This is a genomic window from Pseudomonas sp. LG1E9, assembly GCF_003290225.1.
GTDB lineage: Bacteria > Pseudomonadota > Gammaproteobacteria > Pseudomonadales > Pseudomonadaceae > Aquipseudomonas > Aquipseudomonas cyclaminis.
The window spans coordinates 1,335,527-1,357,673 of the sequence record NZ_CP029983.1 but is presented as its reverse complement, the minus strand read 5'-3'; the positions used below and the strand labels follow the sequence as shown (position 1 = coordinate 1,357,673).

The 22,147-nt window shown below is 61.1% G+C and carries 18 protein-coding genes; 4 read left to right on the top strand and 14 right to left on the bottom strand.

What is annotated here, in order from left to right; genetic code table 11:
- Nucleotides 1-86: 86 nt before the first annotated feature.
- A complete protein-coding gene (locus DNK50_RS06360; RefSeq protein WP_112193153.1) occupies nt 87-1,370 on the bottom strand; it encodes an FAD-binding oxidoreductase in 1,284 nt (427 codons plus the stop codon).
- Between the two features lie 109 nt (nt 1,371-1,479).
- Nucleotides 1,480-2,970, bottom strand: coding sequence for an aldehyde dehydrogenase family protein (locus DNK50_RS06355; protein ID WP_112193151.1), 1,491 nt, complete (start codon nt 2,968-2,970; stop codon nt 1,480-1,482).
- Nucleotides 2,971-3,123: 153 nt separating this feature from the next.
- On the opposite strand from DNK50_RS06355, the gene DNK50_RS06350 reads away from it, so the two are divergent.
- From DNK50_RS06350 to nadE, 3 genes are all read left to right on the top strand, one after another.
- Nucleotides 3,124-4,014: a LysR family transcriptional regulator gene (locus DNK50_RS06350; protein WP_112193149.1), complete on the top strand. Its 891-nt coding sequence runs from the start codon at nt 3,124-3,126 to the stop codon at nt 4,012-4,014.
- A gap of 161 nt (nt 4,015-4,175) precedes the next feature.
- Nucleotides 4,176-5,390: a nicotinate phosphoribosyltransferase gene (pncB, locus tag DNK50_RS06345; protein WP_099583657.1), complete on the top strand. Its 1,215-nt coding sequence runs from the start codon at nt 4,176-4,178 to the stop codon at nt 5,388-5,390.
- 3 nt (nt 5,391-5,393) lie between these two features.
- A complete protein-coding gene (nadE, locus tag DNK50_RS06340) occupies nt 5,394-6,221 on the top strand; it encodes an ammonia-dependent NAD(+) synthetase (protein WP_112193147.1) in 828 nt (275 codons plus the stop codon).
- A 135-nt stretch (nt 6,222-6,356) separates the two neighbouring features.
- Here the strand turns inward: nadE and azu are convergent, their stop codons facing one another.
- The gene (gene azu / locus DNK50_RS06335) at nt 6,357-6,803 is read right to left on the bottom strand and encodes an azurin (RefSeq protein WP_112193145.1); all 447 of its coding nucleotides are present in this window, start codon (nt 6,801-6,803) and stop codon (nt 6,357-6,359) included.
- Nucleotides 6,804-7,135: 332 nt separating this feature from the next.
- Here azu and DNK50_RS06330 point away from each other — a divergent pair, with 332 nt between their 5' ends.
- Nucleotides 7,136-7,318 carry a hypothetical protein gene (locus DNK50_RS06330; RefSeq protein ID WP_099583660.1) on the top strand — a complete coding sequence of 61 codons (183 nt, stop codon included), beginning with the start codon at nt 7,136-7,138 and terminating at the stop codon, nt 7,316-7,318.
- Between the two features lie 46 nt (nt 7,319-7,364).
- Here DNK50_RS06330 and DNK50_RS06325 read toward each other — a convergent pair whose 3' ends face one another.
- The 11 genes from DNK50_RS06325 to rpsF form a co-directional block, all read right to left on the bottom strand.
- Complete coding sequence (locus tag DNK50_RS06325; RefSeq protein ID WP_112193143.1) at nt 7,365-8,255, bottom strand: transglutaminase family protein; 891 nt, start codon at nt 8,253-8,255, stop codon at nt 7,365-7,367.
- Entirely contained in the window at nt 8,255-10,741 is a 2,487-nt protein-coding gene (locus tag DNK50_RS06320; RefSeq protein WP_112193141.1) for a circularly permuted type 2 ATP-grasp protein, read from the bottom strand. The genes DNK50_RS06325 and DNK50_RS06320 overlap by 1 nt, the downstream gene beginning before the upstream one ends.
- Nucleotides 10,742-10,889: 148 nt before the next feature.
- Complete coding sequence (locus DNK50_RS06315; RefSeq protein WP_112193139.1) at nt 10,890-14,180, bottom strand: DUF2126 domain-containing protein; 3,291 nt, start codon at nt 14,178-14,180, stop codon at nt 10,890-10,892.
- A 187-nt stretch (nt 14,181-14,367) separates the two neighbouring features.
- Nucleotides 14,368-14,817 (bottom strand): hypothetical protein, encoded by a 450-nt coding sequence (locus DNK50_RS06310; RefSeq protein ID WP_112193137.1) that lies wholly within the window; start codon nt 14,815-14,817, stop codon nt 14,368-14,370.
- Nucleotides 14,814-15,734, bottom strand: a complete 921-nt coding sequence (locus DNK50_RS06305) for an NAD synthetase (RefSeq protein ID WP_112193135.1) — start codon at nt 15,732-15,734, stop codon at nt 14,814-14,816. The genes DNK50_RS06310 and DNK50_RS06305 overlap by 4 nt, the downstream gene beginning before the upstream one ends.
- Nucleotides 15,735-15,944: 210 nt before the next feature.
- Nucleotides 15,945-18,248 carry a YgiQ family radical SAM protein gene (locus DNK50_RS06300; RefSeq protein WP_112193133.1) on the bottom strand — a complete coding sequence of 768 codons (2,304 nt, stop codon included), beginning with the start codon at nt 18,246-18,248 and terminating at the stop codon, nt 15,945-15,947.
- 98 nt (nt 18,249-18,346) lie between these two features.
- Nucleotides 18,347-19,741 (bottom strand): replicative DNA helicase, encoded by a 1,395-nt coding sequence (dnaB, locus tag DNK50_RS06295; protein WP_064450415.1) that lies wholly within the window; start codon nt 19,739-19,741, stop codon nt 18,347-18,349.
- A 110-nt stretch (nt 19,742-19,851) separates the two neighbouring features.
- Nucleotides 19,852-20,298, bottom strand: a complete 447-nt coding sequence (gene rplI, locus DNK50_RS06290; protein WP_003171376.1) for a 50S ribosomal protein L9 — start codon at nt 20,296-20,298, stop codon at nt 19,852-19,854.
- 18 nt (nt 20,299-20,316) lie between these two features.
- The gene (locus DNK50_RS06285; protein ID WP_099583667.1) at nt 20,317-21,210 is read right to left on the bottom strand and encodes a hypothetical protein; all 894 of its coding nucleotides are present in this window, start codon (nt 21,208-21,210) and stop codon (nt 20,317-20,319) included.
- Nucleotides 21,211-21,246: 36 nt separating this feature from the next.
- Complete coding sequence (gene rpsR, locus DNK50_RS06280) at nt 21,247-21,477, bottom strand: 30S ribosomal protein S18 (protein ID WP_003171373.1); 231 nt, start codon at nt 21,475-21,477, stop codon at nt 21,247-21,249.
- A 29-nt stretch (nt 21,478-21,506) separates the two neighbouring features.
- Entirely contained in the window at nt 21,507-21,929 is a 423-nt protein-coding gene (rpsF, locus tag DNK50_RS06275) for a 30S ribosomal protein S6 (protein WP_003171371.1), read from the bottom strand.
- Between the last annotated feature and the right edge of the window lie 218 nt (nt 21,930-22,147).

The following is a 22,147-nucleotide window of genomic DNA, read 5'->3' as shown; positions in this document are numbered from 1 at the left end:
TTACAGTGCGCAACTGCTACGACCTGCACCAATACAGATTAGTAGCCGGCTAAGAAAATGCAGGCTTCTGAGCGGTATTTCGCTGATCAGATCACGATCCTCAGGCATTGCCCGGCGTGATACAGCGAGAACCCGGCCTCATACAGGCAACTGCGCAAGCCCACGCCGGCCAGCGGTTGCATCGGCGCGAAGGGAATCGGCAGGGCCTGGGGATCCTGGTGACACAAGTAGTCGGCGAACGCCTTGCCGACCACACTGCCGGTGGTCACGCCACGCCCGTTATAGCCGGTGACGGCGACCAGGCCAGGGGCCGGTTCGAACAAGCGCATCAGGTGATCGGGAGTGAAGGCGATGCAGCCGGTCCAGGTGAACTCCCACTGCACCGATTTGAGGTAGGGGAAGTAGTGCTGCTGCACCCGATCGGCCCACGCCTTGAGAAACCACGCCGGTTTCTGGTTGCCATTGCCCAGGCTGCCAAGCAACAAACGACCCTCGGCATCGCGGCGGATGCTGCTCAAGACCTGGCGCGTGTCCCACGAACCCTGGCCGCCGGGGAGTATCTGCCGGGCGGCGTCATCGGTGAGCGGGGCCGAGGCGACCTGGTAGTAATAACCGGGGAAAAAGTTACGCCGCAGCTCGGTCCATTCGCCTTCGGTGTAGGCATTGGAGGCAATCACCACCTGCGCTGCCTGCACTGCACCGTGCTGGGTCTGCACCGACCACTGCGCACCCTGGCGTTCCAATCGGGTGGCCGGCGAATGATCGAACAGTTGTCCACCAAGCCCGACCGCAGCATTGGCCAACCCAGAGGTGTAGGCCATCGGGTTCAAGGTACCCGCCCGCCGATCCAGCAAGGCGGCGGCGATCTTTTTAGTGCCGGTGGCGTGCTCGCAGGCCTGGCCGGTGAGCAGCTCGACCGGCGCGCCGCGGCGTTTCCATTGTTCTTCACGACTGCGCAAATCCGCCTCGCCACGGGCGTTGTGCGCCATGTGCAAGGTGCCCTCGCGGCGCAGTTGGCAATCGATGTTGTATTTGTCGATCAGGCTGAACACCAGCGAAGGTGCTGCGCCAAGCATGCGGTTGAGCTGACTGCCCACCGCTTCGCCGAAACCGGCCTCGATGTCATCCGGCGGGATCCACAACCCGGCGTTCACCAACCCTACGTTACGACCTGAACCGCCGTGGCCGGTGCGATGGGCTTCCAGCACGGCGACGCTTTTGCCCTGCTCCAGCAGGTGAATGGCGGCCGCAAGTCCGGTAATACCGGCGCCGATCACGCACACGTCCACTTTCAACTCGCCCTTGAGCGCGGCGCGATCCGGCCGGCTGGGGGTGAGGTGTTCCCACAAACATGTTTCGCGTAGTGCCATTGCCAGACTCCGGTGAGACCTAACAAACAACAATCTTGATGTGCAATGCGGTCACATGTGGGAGGGGGCTTGCCCCCTCCCACATTTTCAACCGCGTTTCGACAGTGGTTTAGTCGAAGGTAATGCCCTGGGCCAGCGGCAATTCCAGCGAGTAGTTCACCGTATTGGTCTGCCGACGCATATACCCACGCCACGCATCCGAACCCGACTCACGCCCGCCACCGGTCTCTTTCTCGCCGCCAAACGCACCGCCAATCTCCGCGCCGCTCGGGCCGATGTTGACGTTGGCGATGCCGCAGTCACTGCCCACGGCCGACATGAATTGCTCGGCCTCGCGCACGTCTGTGGTGAAGATGCACGACGACAGGCCTTGGGGCACGGCGTTGTTCAGGCGCAGGGCTTCGGCGAAATCGCTGTAGCCAACCACGTAGAGGATCGGCGCGAAGGTTTCGGTGCACACCACGTCGCTTTGCTCGGGCATTTCCACAATCGCTGGCGACACGTAGTAGGCGTTGGGGAATTTATCTTCCAACTGGCGCTTGCCGCCGAACACCTTGCCGCCTTCGCTCAAGGCCTGCTCCAGGGCGTCCTGCATATTATCGAAGCCGTGTTTGTCGATCAGCGGGCCGATCAGGTTGCCTTCCAGCGGGTGGCCGATGCGCACTTTGGAATACGCGGCCTTGAGGCGGGTGACGATCTCTGCCTTGACCGACTCATGGGCGATCAGGCGGCGCAGGGTGGTGCAACGCTGGCCGGCGGTGCCGACGGCGCTGAACAGAATGGCGCGCACAGCCATGTCCAGGTCGGCGCTTGGGCCGAGGATCATGGCGTTGTTGCCGCCCAGTTCGAGGATGCTGCGGGCAAAACGTGCGGCGACTTTAGGTGCCACTTCGCGCCCCATGCGCGTGCTGCCGGTGGCGCTGATCAGCGCGACACGCGGGTCATCCACCAGCGCGGCGCCGGCATCGCGGCCACCGATGATCACTTGGCTCAAATACTCAGGGGCACCGTCGAATTTCTTCAGCACGCGCTCGAACAGCGCCTGGCACGCCAGGGCGGTGAGCGGGGTCTTTTCCGAGGGTTTCCAGATCACGGCGTTGCCGCACACCAACGCCAGAGTGGTGTTCCACGCCCACACCGCAACGGGGAAGTTGAAAGCGCTGATCACGCCGACCACGCCCAGCGGGTGCCAGGTTTCACGCATGTGGTGGCCCGGACGTTCGGAGGCGATGGTCAAGCCGTACAGCTGGCGCGACAGGCCGACGGCGAAGTCGCAGATGTCGATCATTTCCTGCACTTCACCCAGGCCTTCCTGAGTGATCTTGCCCGCTTCCCAGGACACCAACTCGCCCAGGTCGGCCTTGTATTCGCGCAGCACGTCGCCGAATTGACGCACCAGCTCACCCCGACGCGGCGCCGGCACTTTGCGCCAGGCGTCGAATGCATGCTCGGCGCGACTGACCTGTTGCTCCACCTCGGCGGCACCTTCCCAGTGCACACTGCCGATACGGCTGCCATCAATCGGCGAATGCACGGGCTGTTTACCCGCCTGGTACAGCGCCGGGTTTACCCCGAGACGATCAAGCAATGCGGCAACCATGGGTCACTCCTTCAATCTGCAGACAAAAAATCGCACCGCGCCACGCACGGCGATCCAGGCCTTATTTGTAGCTGGCCCAAGACTTGCCAACAAACGACGATTAGGCGAGATATCATTCCGTTTATTCATGCAAAGCATAAAAAGAGGCACGCCGTGCTGAACAAAAGACATTTGCCCTCGATCACCGCCCTGCAGTGTTTCGAAGCCGCCACCCGCCACCTGAGCTTCACCCGCGCCGCCGAAGAGCTGAACCTCACGCAGAGCGCGGTCAGCAAGCAAGTGGCGCAGTTGGAAGAACTGCTGCAACACCTGCTGTTTCGCCGCGTGCGTCGCCGCCTGCAGATGACCCCGGCAGGCGACCTGTACCTGGTGGAAGTGCGCAAGATCCTCACGCAAGTGGAGATGTCCACCCATTACCTGCGCTCCTACGGCGGCGAGACCGAAGTGTTGCGCGTGTCCACGCCCTACACTTTCGGCGCGCGCTGGCTGGTGCCGCGCCTCAAGGGCTGGCGGCTGCGTCACCCGCAGATCCATCTGGACCTGTGCAACGAGCAGGAGCCGGACGAACTGCTGCAAGGCAAGGCCGACCTGGCCTTCTACTTCGGCCAGGGCGCACGCCCCGGCACCGAGAGCCTGAAGCTGTTCAGTGAAGAACTGGTGCCGGTGTGCGCACCCGAGAGCCTGCCCGCCACGCCCTTCACCGACCCCACGCAACTGAGCGAACTGGTGCTGCTGCAAAACGCCTCGCGCCCCCAGGGCTGGCATGACTGGTTCGCCAGCCAGGGTTACCAGACTGAACACAGCTACCACGGGCCGCGTTTTGACACCTTTTATATGTGCATTCGTGCAGCGCAGGTCGGCTGTGGCGTGGCGCTGTTGCCGCGGTTTTTGGTGGAAGAGGAATTGGCCGACGGCAAGCTGGTGATTCCCTGGCAGCATGCGATGCCGAGCCAGGATGCGTATTACCTGGCGTATCCGGAGCATTCGGCAGAGGTGCCCAAGGTGCGCGATTTTGTGAAGTGGATGATGGAGCAGGTTATTTAGTGCCTGAAAGATAGCCATCGGGGGCAAGCCCCCGATGAGGCCAGTAGCCACACCCAAAAAAATCACTGGCAAAACCCCACGGGTCTATGCGCCACTAGCCCCCTTCCTTAATTGTGCGTAAAGGCCGGCGCCCAACGCCGACCCGTCTGGAGATTCCCGTTATGAGCGAGAGTGTGTTTGCCGATCGCATCGTGCAGAACCTGCTCGACACCGACTTCTACAAGCTGACCATGATGCAGGCGGTGCTGCACAACTACCCGAACGTGGAAGTTGAATGGGAGTTTCGTTGCCGTAACAGTGAAGACCTGCGCCCCTACCTGGCGGAGATCCGCTACCAGATCGAGCGCCTCGCCGAGCTGAGCCTGAGTCCGGACCAATTGGGCTTCCTGGAACGCATCAGCTTTATGAAGCCGGACTTCCTGCGTTTCCTCGGGCTGTTCCGCTTCAACCTGCGTTATGTGCAGACCGGCATCGAAAACGGCGAGTTGTTTATCCGCCTGCGCGGCCCGTGGCTGCATGTGATCCTGTTTGAAGTGCCGATGCTGGCCATCGTCAGCGAAGTGCGTAACCGCTACCGCTACCAGACAGTGATCCTCGAACAGGCCCGCGAGCAGCTGTACCGCAAGTTCGACTGGCTGACGGCGAATGCCAGCAGCGAGGAACTGTCGGAACTGCAAGTGGCCGACTTCGGCACGCGCCGACGCTTCTCGTACCGGGTGCAGGAAGAAGTGGTCACTGTACTCAAGCACGACTTCCCAGGGCGCTTCGTCGGCACCAGCAACGTGCACCTGGCCCGCGAGCTGGACATGAAGCCCCTGGGTACCATGGCCCACGAATGGATCATGGCCCACCAGCAACTCGGCCCGCGCCTGATCGACAGCCAGATCGCCGCCCTCGATTGCTGGGTCCGCGAATACCGGGGCCTTCTGGGCATCGCCCTGACCGACTGCATCACGACCGATGCGTTCCTCGGCGACTTCGACTTGTACTTCGCCAAGCTGTTCGACGGCCTGCGCCACGACTCCGGTGACCCGGTGCAGTGGGCCGAAAAAGCCATCGCCCACTACCACAAGCTGGGGATCGAGCCGATGAGCAAGACCCTGGTGTTCTCCGACAGCCTGTCGCTGCCCAAGGCCCTGGAGATTTTCCGGGCGCTGCGCGGTCGCATTAATGTGAGCTTTGGCATCGGCACCAACCTGACCTGCGATATTCCAGGGGTGGAACCGATGAGCATCGTGCTTAAAATGACCGCGTGCAATGGCCAGCCCGTCGCCAAAATCTCCGATGAAGCGGGCAAGACCCACTGCACCGACCCGAATTTTGTCGCCTATTTGCGTCATGTTTTCAAAGTACCTGCCATTTCCAGCAAGGAGTGAATCATGCAAGCCGTACAGCGTGAGATTGCGCAGCAACTCAAGGTGCAAGCGCCGTTCAACAACCAGGCCGACCTTGAGGCCGAAGTGGCCCGCCGCGTGGCTTTTATCCAGGATTGCCTGCGCAACTCCGGGCTCAAGGCATTGGTACTGGGCATCAGCGGCGGCGTCGATTCCCTGACCGCCGGCCTGTTGGCCCAACGTGCGATGCAGGACCTGCGCACCAGCACCGGTGACGAGGCTTACCGTTTTATCGCAGTGCGCCTGCCTTACGACACCCAGTTCGACGAAATCGACGCCCAGGCCTCGGTGGACTTTATCGAGCCGGACGAGCGCCACACCGTGAACATCGGCCCGGCGGTGAAAGCCCTGGCCAGTGAAGTGGCTGCGTTCGAAGGCAAGGCGGCGGTGTCCCGCGATTTCGTACTGGGCAACACCAAGGCGCGCATGCGCATGGTGGCGCAATACACCATCGCCGGCGCGGCCGGTGGCCTGGTGATTGGCACCGACCACGCGGCGGAAGCGGTGATGGGCTTTTTCACCAAGTTCGGTGACGGTGCGTGCGACCTGGCGCCTTTGAGCGGGCTGGTGAAGAACCAGGTGCGTGCGATTGCACGGCACTTTGGCGCGCCGGAATCGTTGGTGGAGAAGATCCCGACTGCCGACCTCGAAGACCTGTCGCCAGGCAAGCCGGATGAAGCGTCACATGGCGTGACCTATGCGGAGATTGACGCGTTCCTGCACGGTGAAGCGGTGCGCGAGGAAGCGTTCAGGATTATCTGCGAGACGTATCGCAAGACTGAGCACAAGCGGGTGATGCCGTTTGCGCCTTGAGGTGAGTCAGGCAGTTTTGTAGTGACTGTCAGATAGTCATCGGGGGCAAGCCCCCTCCCACCTTTTGAAATGCGATCCAATGTGGGAGGGGCGGTGCGACGATTCGACTTGCCCCCGATGAACGATAACGCGGTGTTACTTGACGACCACCGTGCCTTTCATCATCGAGATGTGGCCTGGGAACGAGCAGAAGAACGCGTAGTCGGTCCCGGCTGCCAGCTTCGACACATCGAACGTCACCGAATCTTTCTCGCCGGCACCGATGATCTTGGTGTGGGCGATGATGCGGTCGTCACCTTCTTTCAGGTAGTTCTTGTCGATGCCAGCGGCCATGCCTTCAGTGGCAACGGGTTGCATGTTGGCGGCAGTGGTCAGCACCCAGTTATGGCCCATGACGTTTTTCGGCAGGTTGCCGGAGTGAGTCAGTTCGACAGTGAACGTCTTGCAGCTCTTGTCGATCACGACTTCCTTGGTATTGAAGGACATCTGGTCAGTGGAGTCGACGATGACCTTGCACTCTGCGGCAAGCAACTGGCCGCTCGCCAGAGTCAGCAGGGAAACAGCAACGAGTTTGGCAAACATGTGAATCTCCAAGGCAGGGTTTAAAAAACGCGGATTGCGATAAGGGTGCATCAAACAGGCTTGAATTCTTATGATCTGAATCAACAGATTGTATACAACTTTAGGCTATCAGACTTATCAACACAATCTACCAGCCAAAGTCGCAGTACCTCCCTATGATCGGCCCATTACCCACCGGAGTCCGAACCATGCGCCTCAATCACCTGTTCAACGGCCTGCTGGCCGCGTACGCCTGCGGTAAGTGAAGGCAAAGCGCGCTGCTAAGCTGCTACCATAGCGACCCAAGGCAGCTGCGCGCCGCCACCCTCACCTTCGACCCTAGAGGATCGCCCATGGCCAAACCTAATTACTCCTTCGCCAAACGTCAGAGAGACTTGGCCAAGGAACAGAAGAAAGAGGAAAAACTGCAACGCAAGAAAGCCGCTGCAGACGAAGAAGCCGGCGCACTGAACCCGGACGTCGATGCTGAAGAAACGAGCGACGAGACTGAAACACCAAAGGATCCGGCTGAATAATTTCTTTTGTGGTGAGCAGGCCCACCCTGCTCACCCTCCTCAACCGCTACTCCAGCGGCATCACCGTCACCCGCACCTCCGGGTCATGGCTCCCTCCCCCCAGAATCACCCCACGCAACGGCGACACATCGGAAAAGTCCCGGCCCCAGGCCAGGGTGATGTGCTCCAGTGCCGGCTGCACATTGTTCGTCGGATCAAAATCGACCCAGCCTGACACCGGGCAAAACACCGAGACCCACGCATGGGACGCGTCGGCGCCGATCAGCCGTGGCTGGCCGGGCGGTGGCTGGGTGAGCAGGTAACCGCTGACATACCGCGCCGCCAGCCCCCGCGAGCGCAGGCAGGCAAGCATCAGGTGGGCGAAGTCCTGGCACACGCCACGACGGCGCTCCAGCACTTCCACCAGCGGCGTGGCGACCTGGGTGGCTTCGGCATCGAAAGTGAATTCGCTGAAGATCTTTTCCATCAACGCCTGCACGCCCAACAGCAACGGCTCACCGGGCGGGAAGCAACTTTCGGAGAACTCGACGAAGGTTTTTTTCAAGTGCACGTAGGGCGATTCAAAGCGATACCGACAGGCTTCGATTCGCTCAGCCGTCATCGGCTGGCTGCTGTAGGTCAGGCTGTCACGGGTCTGATCCCAGGCCGGTGACTGCTGGAAATCCAGCGCGGGCCGCGCCAGTACTTCCACGGTCAGCCCGGCGTTGACCAGTAGTTCATCATGGGGCCGTTCGAACGCCAGGCGAGTGATCGGGTTGCCGTACACGTCCAGCTCATCGCGGCGCGAGGTCGGCTCCGGGCTGATATCCAGTTGCTGCGAGGTACAGCGCTGCCAGGCACAGGGCCGTGGCCATAAGTGCGCCAACTGCTGGGCCAGGGACACCGGGCTGTCGTAGTGGTAGTGGGTATCGTGAAAAATCTGATAGCGCGCGCTCATTACACCGACACCGTTTGCTGGCTGACATCATCCACATGGGCAAAATGGCGCAGGGCCAAGCGATCCGACACTTGACCGCTTTCGTCGGCCACCGCTTGCAGCAGGTCGGCCAAACCGTCCAATGCGGCACGTACGCCGGACTCGCCAAACAGCGGGTTCTCCAGGCAGCCCAGGTCGAAACGCGCCAAACGCTCCACCAAGGGCGCCAGCCCGGTTTCCCGTGGGACACCGAAGTCGTCATTAAGGCGACGCACGGTGCGGCTGACCAGCTTGAGCTGGAACAGCACCGCATGGGGGTTCTGCTCATCCAACAGCAGCAGGTCGAGCACGGGGATCAATTGCGGCACCGCCAGGTAGCGCGAGCGGTAGGTGATGCTGCTGTTACCCAGCTCCAGCAACCACTCCAGCCCCGCCTGATCGAACACCGCCACACCCCGCAGGAACGCTGCCAGGCTACTGCTCAAGAACTGCAGGCGCTCGATGCGCCGCCCCATCATCAGGAAACGCCAGCCTTCGTCACGGGTCATGTCGTCCAGGGCAAAGCCGGACAGCGCCGCCAGGGACATCACCAGGCGGTTGAGAAAATCGAGTAGCTCGCCAAAGTCCGGCGCTTCACGTTCCAGCTCCATGGCTTCGCGTTGCAGCTCCACCAGCGCCTGCCAGTTCTCGCGGGACAACTTGCCACGCACCTGGGACGCCGCCCACTGCAAGCGTTGCAGGTTGGCGCGCAGGCTCGATGGCCAGTCGTCGCCGAGCAATGCGCCAAGCAGACGCTCAGGCAATTCGCCCTCTTCGGGCAGCAGGCGCAGGTTTTCGCCCAACTCCACCGCCGCCTGCAACGCCAAGGGATCGTCGCCGTCGACGTAACGCGCCAGCACGATACGCAACCAGCGCGCGCTGTTATCGCAGCGCTCGCAATAACGGCCAAACCAGAACAGGTTTTCCACCACCCGTGACGGCAGATAAGGATCGCGGCGCACCAGGTCGTGGGCACCAATCGTGCGCTGGGCACGCCACTGCTCGCCACCGGCGGCGCGCTCGCCGAGTACCCAGGTGTCCTTGCTCGCACCGCCGCGCTGCATCGACACCACTTCGGCATCGGCCTCGGCGGCCACGCGGGTCAGGCCACCGGGCAATACGCGATAGCCCTCGTCACTGGCCACCGCGTACACACGCATGCCGATGGCGCGGTGCTGCAGGTGGTCATCCACGGTGTGCCACACCGGCGCCTGGGACAGTTGCGCCAGCTCCTGGGCGACATAGGCGTATGGCCGCGCCCGCATGCGTTCGGCCAGGGCGTCGCGTTGTTCATCGTTCAGATCGCGACCGAATACCGGGGCGAAACTCTGCGAGGGGAACGCGGGTTTGATCAGCAGCTCCGGCAGTTTCTCCAAGGCTTCTGCGAGCACCGGCGCTTCGCCGCACCACCAGGTGGCGATGGACGGCAGGATCAGTGTTTCGCCGAACAGGAATTCGTTGATCTTCGGCAAAAAGCCGAGCAACCCAGGGGATTCCAGCACGCCGCTGCCCAAGGCATTGGCCACCAGCACATTACCCTGGCGCACGGCATCCAGCAGGCCCGGCACGCCGAGGGCCGAGTCGGTGCGCAGTTCCAGCGGGTCACAGAAGTCATCGTCCAGACGCCGCATGATCGCGTGCACCCGGCGCAGGCCGCTGAGCGTCTTGAGGAACACGGTGCTGTCGCGCACGGTGAGGTCGCCGCCTTCCACCAGCGGGTAGCCGAGCTGGCGCGCGAGGTAGAGGTGTTCGAAATAGCTTTCGTTGAAACGGCCAGGCGTGAGCAGCACGATCAGCGGTGGCTGGTCATCGCCGGGAGCCTGGCGGGCCAGGGTTTCCTGGAGCGTGCGGAAGAAGCCGGTGAGGTGCTGCACCTGCAAGTCGCGGTACAAGTCCGGGAAGGCGCGGGACACGATGGTGCGGTTTTCCAGCGCATAGCCGGCGCCCGACGGCGCCTGGGTACGATCGGCCGTCACCCACCAACGCCCATCCGGTGTGCGCGCCAGGTCCACCGCGTACAGGTGCAGGAAGGCACCGTCGGGTGGCTGGATACCCTGGCACGGCCAGAGGAAATTGTTATGCCCGAACACCAGCTCCGCCGGCAGCAGGCCTTCCTTGATCAAGCGTTGCGGGCCATACAGATCGGCGAGCACCGCATTGAGCAGGCGTGCCCGCTGGGCGATACCGGCCGACAGGTGCTGCCACTCATCGGCGGCCAGCACATGGGGCAGCAGGTCCAGTTCCCACGGACGATCGGCGCCCTTGGGATCGGCGTAGACGTTGTAGGTCACGCCGTTTTCCTGGATCTGCCGCGTCAGGAGCGCCTGGCGCTGGGCCAGTTGCGCGGGGGTGCTGCGTTGCAGGTGATCAAGCAGGCGCTGCCAATGGGCACGCACCGCGCCACTGCCATCCAGCAGTTCGTGATAAGTGCCCGCAGTCAGCGGGTAACGGTCGAGCAAGTCGGACATGGAACGCTCGGCAGAGGCAAAGGGGCTCAGATTAACTCAACAAACACTGCAAATCCCCTGTGGTCGCCGGGCTTTTGTGGTGAGCGGGCTTGCCCCGCGCGAGGCAAGCTCGCTCACCACAAAAGCCCAGGGCACAGTGAAATCGCATTCAGTCTTTTTTATTGGAGAAACGTCGTAGATCCAGAGTCATCGGCAGCTCGTCATTAATCTCCAGGTTTGGTACCGGCAGTTTTCCAGGCGTATGCCCCAAGCGGAAAAACCGCTCCTGCCGCCGGCTCTCAGCGCCGTTGGCATTCACCGGCAAGCTGTCGTAATTGCGTCCGCCCGGATGCGCGACGTGGTACTGGCAACCGCCCAACGAGCGTTGCATCCAGGTGTCGAGCAGGTCAAACACCAACGGCGCGTGCACCGGGATGGTCGGTTGCAGACAGTTGGCCGGTTGCCAGGCGCGGTAACGCACGCCCGCGACAAACTCGCCGACGCGCCCGGTGGGTTGCAGCGGCACCGGGATGCCGTTGCAGGTCAGCAGATAGCGTTGCGGTGGCAACCCGCTCAACTTCACTTGCAGGCGCTCCAGGGACGAATCCACATAACGCACCGTGCCGCCTACTGCGCCCTCCTCTCCCAGCACGTGCCAGGGTTCCAGGGCCTGGCGCAGTTCCAGCTCGATACCGCTGACGGCGTAATCGCCGACCTTGGGGAAACGAAACTCCAGATGTGCGGCGAACCATTCGGCGCGCAGCGGGTAACCGGCGGCGTTGAGTTCGACGATCACGTCGGCAAAGTCCTGCTCGATAAAATGCGGCAGCAGGAAACGGTCATGCAACTCGGTGCCCCAGCGCGCCAGTTTCGGCGGCGCGTAAGGCTCACGCCAGAACCGCGCCACCAGCGCCCGCAGCAACAATTGCTGGGTCAGGCTCATGCGCGCATGGGGCGGCATTTCAAAGGCGCGCAGCTCCAGCAGGCCCAGGCGGCCAGTAGCGCCGTCGGGCGAGTACAGCTTGTCGACGCAGAATTCGGCGCGGTGGGTGTTGCCCGTCACGTCGATCAGCAGGTTACGCAGCAGGCGATCCACCAGCCATGGCGGGCATTCTTCACCCGGCTCGGGCATTTGTGCGAAGGCGATTTCCAGCTCATACAGCGCATCGTTGCGCGCTTCATCCACCCGCGGCGCCTGGGAGGTCGGGCCAATAAACAGGCCGGAGAACAGGTAGGACAACGATGGGTGGTTATGCCAATAGCTGATCAGGCTGCGCAGCAAATCGGGGCGGCGCAGGAACGGCGAATCCTTGGGCGTGGCGCCGCCGAGCACAAAGTGGTTACCGCCGCCGGTGCCGGTGTGGCGGCCGTCGATCATGAATTTTTCGGTGGTCAGGCGAGTCTGGCGAGCCTCTTCGTAGAGAAACTCGGTGCGCTCGACCAACTCATCCCAGGTCGCAGACGGCTGCACATTGACCTCAATCACGCCTGGGTCCGGCGTGACCCGGAAGTTGCTCAGGCGCATATCGAACGGCGGCTCGTAGCCTTCCAGCAGCACCGGGCAGTGCAGCTCTTCAGCGGTGGCTTCGATGGCGGCCACCAACTCCAGGTAATCCTCGACGCGCTCCAGGGGCGGCATAAACAGGTACAGCCGCCCTTCACGGGCTTCGGCACACAGCGCAGTGCGGGTCAGCCAGTCAGCGGATTCATCCACCTCTGGCACACGGTCCTCGCTCGGCGCGGGTTCGCCGTGGCTTTGCAATTGCGCGGTGGTCGGCAGCTGCGGTTGATCCTGATTGGGATCGGTGGGATGCACGAACGGATACTCCGCCGCCGTCACCCACGGCTGCGACGCCAGTGGCAGGCGATAGCCCAGCGGCGAATCCCCCGGCACCAGGCGGCAGTGATTATCGCGCAGGTACCAGCGCCCGCTCTGCCAGCGGTCATTGGCGGCGGTGCGCGCCAGCGGCAACACTTGGCCGATGATTTTATCCAGGCCCTGGCTGAACACCTTGCGTAGGCGTTCACGTTCCAGGTCATCACTCAAACGAGGGTCTTGGGCGGTGACGTTCTGTGGCAACGCACCTTCACGCCACAGGTAGTAAAAATTGTCTTCAAAGGCCGGGAACACAAAACGCGCCGGCAACTTGAGGCGCTCGGCCACACTGGCCAGGAAACGCCCGGCCATCACGCCATCCGCACCGTAGTCCTCTTGCTCATCGGCAATCAGCGCGCTGTTGTGCCAGATCGGCACACCGTCTCGACGCCAGTAACAGTTGAGCGACCAGCGCGGCAGTTGCTCGCCGGGGTACCACTTGCCCTGGCCAAAATGCACCAGGCCTTTGGGCGCGTAGTGCTTGCGCATGCGCTGGAACAGCTCGGCGGACAGGCGACGTTTGTCCGGGCCAAGGGCTGCGGTGTTCCACTCTGCGCCGTCGGGGTCGTCGATGGATACGAAAGTCGGCTCGCCGCCCATGGTCAGGCGCACGTCGTCCTTGAGCAGGTCGCCATCGATCTGCCGGCCCAGCGCCTGAATCGCCAGCCACTGCTCTTCGGTGTAGGGCTTGGTCACCCGTGGGGCTTCCCAAATGCGCTCTACCGACATTTCGTGGGTGAATTCGCACTCGCACGGTTCCACCAAACCACTGATTGGCGCGGCAGACGATGGATCAGGACTACAGGCCAACGGGATATGCCCTTCACCGGCGAACAGCCCGGAGGTGGCATCCAGGCCAATCCAGCCCGCGCCGGGCAAATACACTTCGCACCAGGCGTGCAGGTCAGTGAAGTCCACCTCTGTGCCGGACGGGCCGTCGAGAGCTTTGACGTCGGCGGTGAGCTGGATCAGATAACCGGAGACAAACCGCGCCGCCAACCCCAGGTTGCGCAGCAATTGCACCAGCAGCCAGGCCGAGTCACGGCAGGAGCCGGAGGCGTTGTCCAGGGTGAACTCCGGGGTTTGCACGCCCGGTTCCATGCGGATCAGGTAGCCAATGTCATTGGCCAGGCGCTGGTTGAGCCCCACCAGGAAGTCCACGGCGGGCAACGGCGTGCGGTCGATGCCGGCCAGGTAGGCAGCAAACTTCGGCGTCAGCGGCAGGGTTTCCAGGTACGGCGCCAGCTCACGCTGCTCATCGGCGGCGTAGCTGAAGGGGATTTTTTCGGCATAGGGTTCGAGAAAGAAGTCGAACGGGTTGAAGACTGCCATCTCAGCGACCAGGTCCACTTCGATCCGCAGTTCATCGGTCTTTTCCGGGAACACCAAGCGCGCCAGGTAGTTGCCTTGGGGGTCCTGCTGCCAATTGATGAAGTGCTGCTCGGGCAGCACTTTCAGCGCGTAGGACAAAATCCGCGTGCGGCTATGGGCGGCCGGGCGCAAACGCACGATCTGCGGGCCGAGTTCGACAGCCCGGTCATAGCGGTAATGCGTAACATGGTGCAACGCGACATGAATCGACACGGCGGCCTCCTGCGAGCCAGGGCATGGACACAACGCGCGCAAGACTTATGCCACTGCGGCGGTCATTGCGCTTTATCGTAAGACCCGGTGCAGTACAGCACCAAAACGGCGCCATCGCAGGTGCCGTGGTGCGAGGGTTGCACATATTTGTGGCGCACGTGCGAACGTAGGTGGTGAATCTACCCAGTCAGCGAGCTTTGCGTTGTGCAATGACGGCTTGGCGCAGGCGGCGGATTCCAACGAGTTTTGTACGCATCTCTCGTTGAACCTTGCTGTTAAGTGTCAACAATCCGAGGAACGGGAATAACAGCGCCAACCCATAGAGAACTTTATGAGGCTGGTACTGAACCATTGGAAATACAAACAGTAGACAGGCGACGTAGATACCGACCATCACCCATACCCAGGAGGGTCGTCCCCGCAAAATCATAAAGTTGCTATGGACCGTCAACAGAATGAGCAGCGCCCCGACCACTATGATCTCGAGCCCCACTTGAGCCATCGGCACATCCCGAAAATAGGTGACGAACGCCAGCGCCACAGCCAACGCCAACGAGAAGTACGCAGCGAATACGCCGCCCAGAAACGTCAGAAAGTAATGCCTGAAAAAGTCTCGCAACGTCATCAACTCGTTCATTCATTTATTTCCTCGTACACCCCTATCGCAATGGTATTGACGTTTCCGGAGTACGCGCTCCCGCCAAACCCTACGCTGGCGCCCAGGACTTCTTTGATCTGGGTAGTGGTGCTGTGCTTGAGCTGCGCAGGGGTGAAACGCTTGGTGAGTTCACCCGACGCCTGCTTCAACTTGAGCATTTTTGCGCTCAAGCTAGGATGGTTGATGCTCAGTAGCTCTTTCGTGAGCTTGGCTCTTTCCTGTCGATTCAACCCGCGAAGCACGTCACGCAGGCTCTTACCCGTCGATGCTTTGGCGGCACTGACCAGCTTGACCGTCGTCAGGGCCGAAGCGCCCACGCCTGCCAGTGATACTGCGTCCAGCACAATGGAAGCATTCTGATACCAACCTTCACTGTCGAGCCAATCCTTTACCTCAGGTTTGGCTACCTCCAGCGCTGTTCGAGCAATGCCGTTGAAACACTGAAGCGAACTTGCACCGGCAGCCGCATACCCCACCACAACGATGACGGAACTGGCGCCGGCACTGAAAGGCACCAGAATCGTTCCACTGGCGATCGCAACCCAACTGATGACAGCGCCCAAGCAGGAGATTCCGGTATTTACGGATTCGCCAATCAGTCGGGACTCTCGAGGATTGCTCACGACATGTTGAGCAAACTGCGTCGGCGCAATGTACTTCTGCGCCTCGCGCAAGATGATGCGCTTGGGCTTAATGCTGCAGATCGGCTTGAACTCGCGCAGGGTGATGATGTTGAAGTCGGCGTCGATGTACACCACGCCCGCGCCGACGATGCCGGGGTCGGCGTCGATGGCGGCGAACAGGCGCGGCAGGTTGATCTGGCTTTCGATGCGCTGGCGCGCCATGAACTGGGAGCGGTTGGAGTCCATGCCGATGCCGGCCAGGGGGTTGCCCATGGTTGTTTCGTCCTTGAAAGTGAGGGTGGCAGATCGGGCCTCGTCGGGGGCAAGCCCCCTCCCACATTTGGGTCTGTAAACACCGTCAGTGTGGGAGGGGGCTTGCCCCCGATAGCGATCTAATGGGCGCCACCTTACCAAACAGGCTCACCCCCGACCAGAAAGCAAAACGCCAGCACGAAGCTGGCGTTTTGCATATTCAGGCAGCGATCAACGCGGCACAACCGGCTTGCGCGCAGGCTTGCCGCCCTTGCCCTTGGCCGCATCGGTGCGCTCTTTGGCGGCCTGCTTGTTACGCGCCTGGGCCGCAGCCTTGGCCTGCTCACGCTTGTCCCACGGGTTGCTGCCGTCGCTGCCACGGGGCGGCAGGCCGGTGTGCTGGGTGAGAATCTTGGTGGTGGTTTCCTTGGCGACCTTGTGGCTGCCGGCCGGCGTCGAGTTCTTGCGCCGGGCACTCTGGTAGCTGTCGGTGGACGGCTGGTGCAGCGGGATCAGTTGGTCCTTGCCCGACCCGATCAGGTCGGCACGGCCCATGCGGGTCAGCGCTTCACGCAGCATCGGCCAGCCTTTCGGGTCGTGGTAACGCAGGAACGCCTTGTGCAGACGGCGTTGCTCCTCGCTCTTGACGATGGTCACCGCGTCGCTCTTGTAGGTGACCTTACGCAGCGGGTTCTTGCCCGAATGGTACATCGCGGTGGCGGTGGCCATCGGCGACGGGTAGAACGCCTGCACCTGGTCGGCACGGAAGCCGTTGCCCTTGAGCCACAGGGCCAGGTTCATCATGTCTTCATCGGTGGTGCCAGGGTGGGCGGCGATGAAGTACGGGATCAGGTACTGCTCCTTACCCGCTTCCTTGGTGTACTTCTCGAACATGCGCTTGAACTTGTCATAGCTGCCAATGCCCGGCTTCATCATCTGGTTGAGCGGACCTTCCTCGGTGTGTTCCGGGGCGATCTTGAGGTAGCCACCGACGTGGTGCGTTACCAGCTCTTTGACGTATTCCGGCGACTCGACAGCCAAGTCGTAGCGCAGGCCGGAAGCGATCAGGATCTTCTTCACACCCGGCAACGCACGGGCGCTGCGGTACAGCTGGATCAACGACGAATGGTCGGTGTTCAGGTTCGGGCAGATGCCCGGGAACACGCACGATGGCTTACGGCACGCGGATTCGATTTCCGGGCTCTTGCAGGCGATGCGGTACATGTTGGCGGTCGGGCCGCCGAGGTCGGAGATGACGCCGGTAAAGCCAGGGACTTTGTCGCGGATCTCTTCGATTTCGCGAATGATCGACTCTTCGGAGCGGTTCTGGATGATGCGGCCTTCGTGCTCGGTGATCGAGCAGAAGGTGCAACCGCCGAAGCAGCCACGCATGATGTTCACCGAGAAGCGGATCATGTCGTAGGCCGGGATCTTTTCCTTGCCGTAAACAGGATGCGGAACACGTGCGTAAGGCATGCCGAACACGTAGTCCATTTCTTCGGTGGTCATCGGAATGGGCGGCGGGTTGAACCACACGTCCACTTCGCCGTGTTTCTGCACCAGGGCACGAGCGTTGCCCGGGTTGGTTTCCAGGTGCAACACGCGGTTGGCGTGGGCATAGAGCACCGCATCGCCACGGACTTTTTCCACCGACGGCAGGCGAATCACGGTCTTGTCGCGGGTCATGCGCGGGCTGGCCAGGATCTGTACGACCTTGGCTTCTTCCGGGTCATCCACCGGGCCTTTTTCCTGCTCGATGGCGCAGGCCTGGGTGTCCTGGGTATTCACGTACGGGTTGATGATCTTGTCGATCTTGCCCGGCCGGTCGATGCGCGTGGAGTCCACTTCGTACCAGCCGGCGGGCGTGTCACGGCGAATGAACGCGGTGCCGCGCACGTCGATGATGTCTTCGATCTTGTGGCCCCACGACAGGCGCTGGGCAACCTCGACGATGGCCCGTTCGGCATTGCCGTACAGCAGGATATCGGCGGTGGCGTCGATCAGGATCGAGTTGCGCACGCGGTCCTGCCAGTAGTCGTAGTGGGCGATGCGGCGCAGGGAGGCTTCGATGCCGCCCAGCACGATCGGCACGTTCTTGTAGGCTTCCTTGCAACGCTGGCTGTACACCAGGCTCGCACGGTCCGGGCGTTTGCCCGCCATGCCGCCAGGGGTGTAGGCGTCGTCGGAACGGATTTTCTTGTCGGCGGTGTAGCGGTTGATCATGGAGTCCATGTTGCCGGCCGCGACGCCGAAGAACAGGTTCGGCTCGCCGAGCTTCATGAAGTCGTCTTTGGACTGCCAGTTCGGCTGGGCAATGATCCCGACGCGGAAGCCCTGGGACTCCAGCAGCCGGCCGATGATCGCCATGCCGAACGACGGATGGTCAACGTAGGCATCACCGGTGACGATGATGATGTCGCATGAATCCCAGCCAAGCTGATCCATCTCCTCCCTGCTCATCGGCAGGAATGGCGCAGGACCGAAACATTCGGCCCAGTACTTGGGATAGTCAAATAACGGCTTGGCTGTTTGCATGACGGTGACCGGTGTTGAGATGAAAAATCGCGGGCGCGGAATATAGCACAAATTTTGACCAATTCCGACCTTTGCAGTCGGAATTGGCGACGACGTTTTTACTCGTCGTCGAAGTTGTAACTGCCCGGCGCCAGGTTTTCGAAGCGGGTGTACTTGCCGATAAACGCTAGGCGCGTGGTACCGATCGGGCCGTTACGCTGCTTACCGATAATGATTTCAGCGATGCCTTTATGCTCAGTTTCCGGGTGATACACCTCGTCCCGGTAAACGAACATGATTACGTCAGCATCCTGCTCGATCGCTCCGGATTCGCGCAAGTCGGAGTTGATCGGGCGCTTGTTCGGCCGCTGCTCCAGGGAACGGTTGAGCTGCGACAGGGCAACCACCGGGCAGTTGAATTCCTTGGCCAGGGCTTTCAACGAGCGGGAAATCTCGGAAATCTCGTTGGTACGGCTGTCGCCGCTGGAACCTGGGATCTGCATCAGTTGCAGGTAGTCGATCATGATCAGGGCGATATCGCCGTGCTCACGCACCAGGCGTCGGGTCCGTGCGCGCATTTCCGACGGGCTGATGCCCGCCGTGTCATCGATAAACAGCTTGCGGTCGTTGAGCAGGTTGACCGCCGAGGTCAGGCGCGGCCAATCGTCGTCTTCCAGGCGACCGGCACGTACCTTGGTCTGGTCGATGCGACCGAGGGACGACAACATACGCATGATCAGCGATTCGCCTGGCATCTCCAGGGAGTAAACCAACACTGCCTTGTCGCTGCGCAACACGGCGTTTTCCACGAGGTTCATGGCGAATGTGGTTTTACCCATGGACGGACGGCCGGCGACGATGATCAAGTCAGACGGCTGCAGGCCGCTGGTCATGCCATCCAGGTCGGTGTAGCCGGTGGACAGACCAGTGATCGCGTTGTCGGTGTTGAACAATGTATCGATACGGTCGATCGCCTTGGTCAGCAGGTCGTTGACGCTGACCGGGCCACCGGTTTTCGGCCGTGCCTCAGCGATCTGGAAGATCTGCCGTTCGGCTTCGTCGAGAATTTCTTCAGCGGTACGACCTTCCGGGTTGAAGGCGCTGTCGGCGATTTCGGTGGCGATGCCGATTAACTGGCGCAACGTGGCCCGCGCACGGACGATCTGCGCATAGGCCTTGATGTTGGCGACCGATGGCGTGTTCTTCGCTAGCTCACCGAGGTAACCCAGGCCACCCACTTGGGAGGTCTGACCCTCCTTGTCCAACTGCTCGGCCAGGGTCACCACGTCGATCGGCGAGTTCTGGTCGGCCAGCTTGGCGATGGCGCGGAAGATCAGGCGGTGGTCATGACGGTAGAAATCGCCATCCGAGACTTGATCCAGCACGCGTTCCCAGGCGTTGTTGTCCAGCATCAAACCACCGAGCACGGCCTGTTCGGCCTCGATGGAATGCGGCGGCACCTTCAGGGCAGCGGTTTGCAGATCGTATTGCTCAGGAGCGGAGATATCGTTCATGGCCACTTGGAATTTGGGGATCGTAAAAAAACAAAAGGCACGACCTGTAAACAGGATCGTGCCCGATGTTAACTGGCTGACACGCGAGGTGCCAGTCAGTTAGGTGCTGCTTAAGCTGCTACCACTACAACGCGTACGGTGGCTTCAACTTCAGCGTGCAGATGCACGGCTACGTCGAATTCGCCTACGTTGCGGATGGTGCCGTTCGGCAGACGAACTTCGCTCTTCTGCACTTCAACGCCGGAGGCGGTCAGTGCATCAGCGATGTCGTGGGTGCCGATCGAACCGAACAGCTTGCCTTCGTCACCGGCGGTGGCAGTGATAGTCACTTCCAGCTCAGCCAGTTGGGCAGCGCGAGTTTCGGCCGAAGCTTTTTTGTCTGCTGCTGCTTTTTCCAGCTCAGCACGACGCTCTTCAAACGCAGCCAGGTTGGCAGCGGTTGCAGCGGTGGCTTTGCCGTATGGCAGCAGGTAGTTACGACCGTAACCGGCCTTAACGTTCACTTTGTCGCCCAGGTTGCCCAGGTTGGCGACTTTTTCCAGAAGGATCAGTTGCATGTGAAAATCCTCTAACTTTTAACCTTCACCGTTCGCGTTATCGGCGTCTTTCGGCGCCAGACGACCGCGAAAATCAATCAGGCCGTCGACAATGGCCAAGACCACGAGTAACGGATAGATCAGCTGCATGAACAGCAACAGCGTGACGTACAACCCCACCAGCCAGAACCTGGCCAGGCGCTTGCGCGCAACAAGCCCGTGAATCAGGGCCAGCCCGGCAAACACCAGCGGCACGCTGCAAATCGGCGCTAACAAGGCCATCTGGGTCCCGAAGTTCGGTCCGATAACCATGCACGCCAGCAGCAACATCGCTGGTCCCGCGGGAATTCTGATACTGCGAAACTCGCGACCAAAACCACCCGGGTTGTACAACAACGCCTGCCAATAACGCCCAAGAATCAGGCTCAGCACGCTGACGACCTGCAACAAAGCCGCAATCAGGCCGGTCAGGACCGGGGCAATCAGTGACGCAAACCGCGCTCGCTCATCTACCGACAATTGCTGGTAGAGATCCCCGAGGGCCAGCGGCAGGATCTTGACGATCTCCTGCGCCAGCGCCTCGATTTGCGGGCGGAAAGCCGCGCCAAGCATCACTGAGTACACCAACCCCAATGCCACGCTGACCAGCAGCGTGCGGACCCAGGACTCACTTGCGCGTAAAACCAACGCAAGGCTCGATGACCCCAGCAGTACCAGAAGTACCCGTGGATCACCCATTTGCAGCCACCAGATCAAGGCAGGCAACAAACCCAGGGCAAGAACGCCAAGAGCGTCCTTCAAACCGCGCCGCAGCAGCACAAGGCAACCTGCGGCAGCACCCAACCAATAAAGCAACGGCAATGCCGCACATCCAGCCACTACCAGAGTGGCCTGCACACGACCGCGCATGATGAACTCAGCTAAGGCGCGCATGCATTCAATCCCTTACTACTTGTCGACTGCCCGGTCTCAGCGGCCGTGGCTGTCGGTGTAGGCCAGCAGGGCCAGGAAGCGGGCGCGCTTGATAGCGGTGGCCAGCTGACGCTGATAACGTGCTTTGGTACCGGTGATACGGCTTGGAACGATTTTGCCGGTCTCGGATACGTAGGCTTTCAGAGTGTTGAGATCTTTGTAATCGATCTCCTTCACTTCTTCAGCGGTGAAGCGGCAAAACTTACGACGACGGAAGAAACGTGCCATTTGATAGGCTCCTTAATAAGGTCCGTGGATTACTCGTCAGCGTTATCGCTGCTGTCGCTGTCATCACTGTCAGCGCTATCAGCGCCTTCGTGCTCAGGACGGTCGCGACGCTCACGGCGCTCACTGCGGTTTTCTTCAGCCTTGAGCATCTCGGATTGGCCGGTAACGGCTTCTTCGCGACGGATGACCAGGTTACGGATCACTGCATCGTTGTAGCGGAAGTTGTCTTCCAGCTCGGCCAGGGCCTTGCCAGTGCACTCAACGTTCAGCATCACGTAGTGAGCCTTGTGAACATTGTTGATTGCGTAGGCCAGTTGACGACGGCCCCAATCTTCCAGACGGTGGATTTTGCCGCCGTCTTCTTCGATCAGCTTGGTGTAACGCTCAACCATGCCGCCGACTTGCTCGCTTTGATCCGGGTGGACCAAAAAGATGATTTCGTAATGACGCATGAATGCTCCTTACGGGTTGTAGCCTGCCGCTCAAAAACGGTCAGACAAGGAGTGAATGACACTTATGGATCTTGCCGCAGGGGAGGCACATGCGTGCCTGCCAGGTGGGCAAGGGGCGCAATTGTAGAGAAGGGGAAGAACGGGCGCAAGGTGATTGGTGATTATTTGAACAACCTTCCGAACACCACAAACCAAATGTGGGAGAGGGCTTGCCCCGA

Excerpts from the sequence above, each read along its gene's own strand:
- rplI (WP_003171376.1), bottom strand. The coding sequence starts at position 20,298 with ATGCAACTGATCCTTCTGGAAAAAGTCGCCAACCTGGGCAACCTGGGC.
- nadE (WP_112193147.1), top strand. The coding sequence starts at position 5,394 with ATGCAAGCCGTACAGCGTGAGATTGCGCAGCAACTCAAGGTGCAAGCG.
- pncB (WP_099583657.1), top strand. The coding sequence starts at position 4,176 with ATGAGCGAGAGTGTGTTTGCCGATCGCATCGTGCAGAACCTGCTCGAC.
- DNK50_RS06310 (WP_112193137.1), bottom strand. The coding sequence starts at position 14,817 with ATGAACGAGTTGATGACGTTGCGAGACTTTTTCAGGCATTACTTTCTG.
- DNK50_RS06285 (WP_099583667.1), bottom strand. The coding sequence starts at position 21,210 with ATGCGCGCCTTAGCTGAGTTCATCATGCGCGGTCGTGTGCAGGCCACT.
- dnaB (WP_064450415.1), bottom strand. The coding sequence starts at position 19,741 with ATGAACGATATCTCCGCTCCTGAGCAATACGATCTGCAAACCGCTGCC.
- DNK50_RS06330 (WP_099583660.1), top strand. The coding sequence starts at position 7,136 with ATGGCCAAACCTAATTACTCCTTCGCCAAACGTCAGAGAGACTTGGCC.
- DNK50_RS06320 (WP_112193141.1), bottom strand. The coding sequence starts at position 10,741 with ATGTCCGACTTGCTCGACCGTTACCCGCTGACTGCGGGCACTTATCAC.
- rpsF (WP_003171371.1), bottom strand. The coding sequence starts at position 21,929 with ATGCGTCATTACGAAATCATCTTTTTGGTCCACCCGGATCAAAGCGAG.
- DNK50_RS06355 (WP_112193151.1), bottom strand. The coding sequence starts at position 2,970 with ATGGTTGCCGCATTGCTTGATCGTCTCGGGGTAAACCCGGCGCTGTAC.
- DNK50_RS06300 (WP_112193133.1), bottom strand. The coding sequence starts at position 18,248 with ATGCAAACAGCCAAGCCGTTATTTGACTATCCCAAGTACTGGGCCGAA.
- rpsR (WP_003171373.1), bottom strand. The coding sequence starts at position 21,477 with ATGGCACGTTTCTTCCGTCGTCGTAAGTTTTGCCGCTTCACCGCTGAA.
- DNK50_RS06360 (WP_112193153.1), bottom strand. The coding sequence starts at position 1,370 with ATGGCACTACGCGAAACATGTTTGTGGGAACACCTCACCCCCAGCCGG.
- azu (WP_112193145.1), bottom strand. The coding sequence starts at position 6,803 with ATGTTTGCCAAACTCGTTGCTGTTTCCCTGCTGACTCTGGCGAGCGGC.
- DNK50_RS06325 (WP_112193143.1), bottom strand. The coding sequence starts at position 8,255 with ATGAGCGCGCGCTATCAGATTTTTCACGATACCCACTACCACTACGAC.
- DNK50_RS06305 (WP_112193135.1), bottom strand. The coding sequence starts at position 15,734 with ATGGGCAACCCCCTGGCCGGCATCGGCATGGACTCCAACCGCTCCCAG.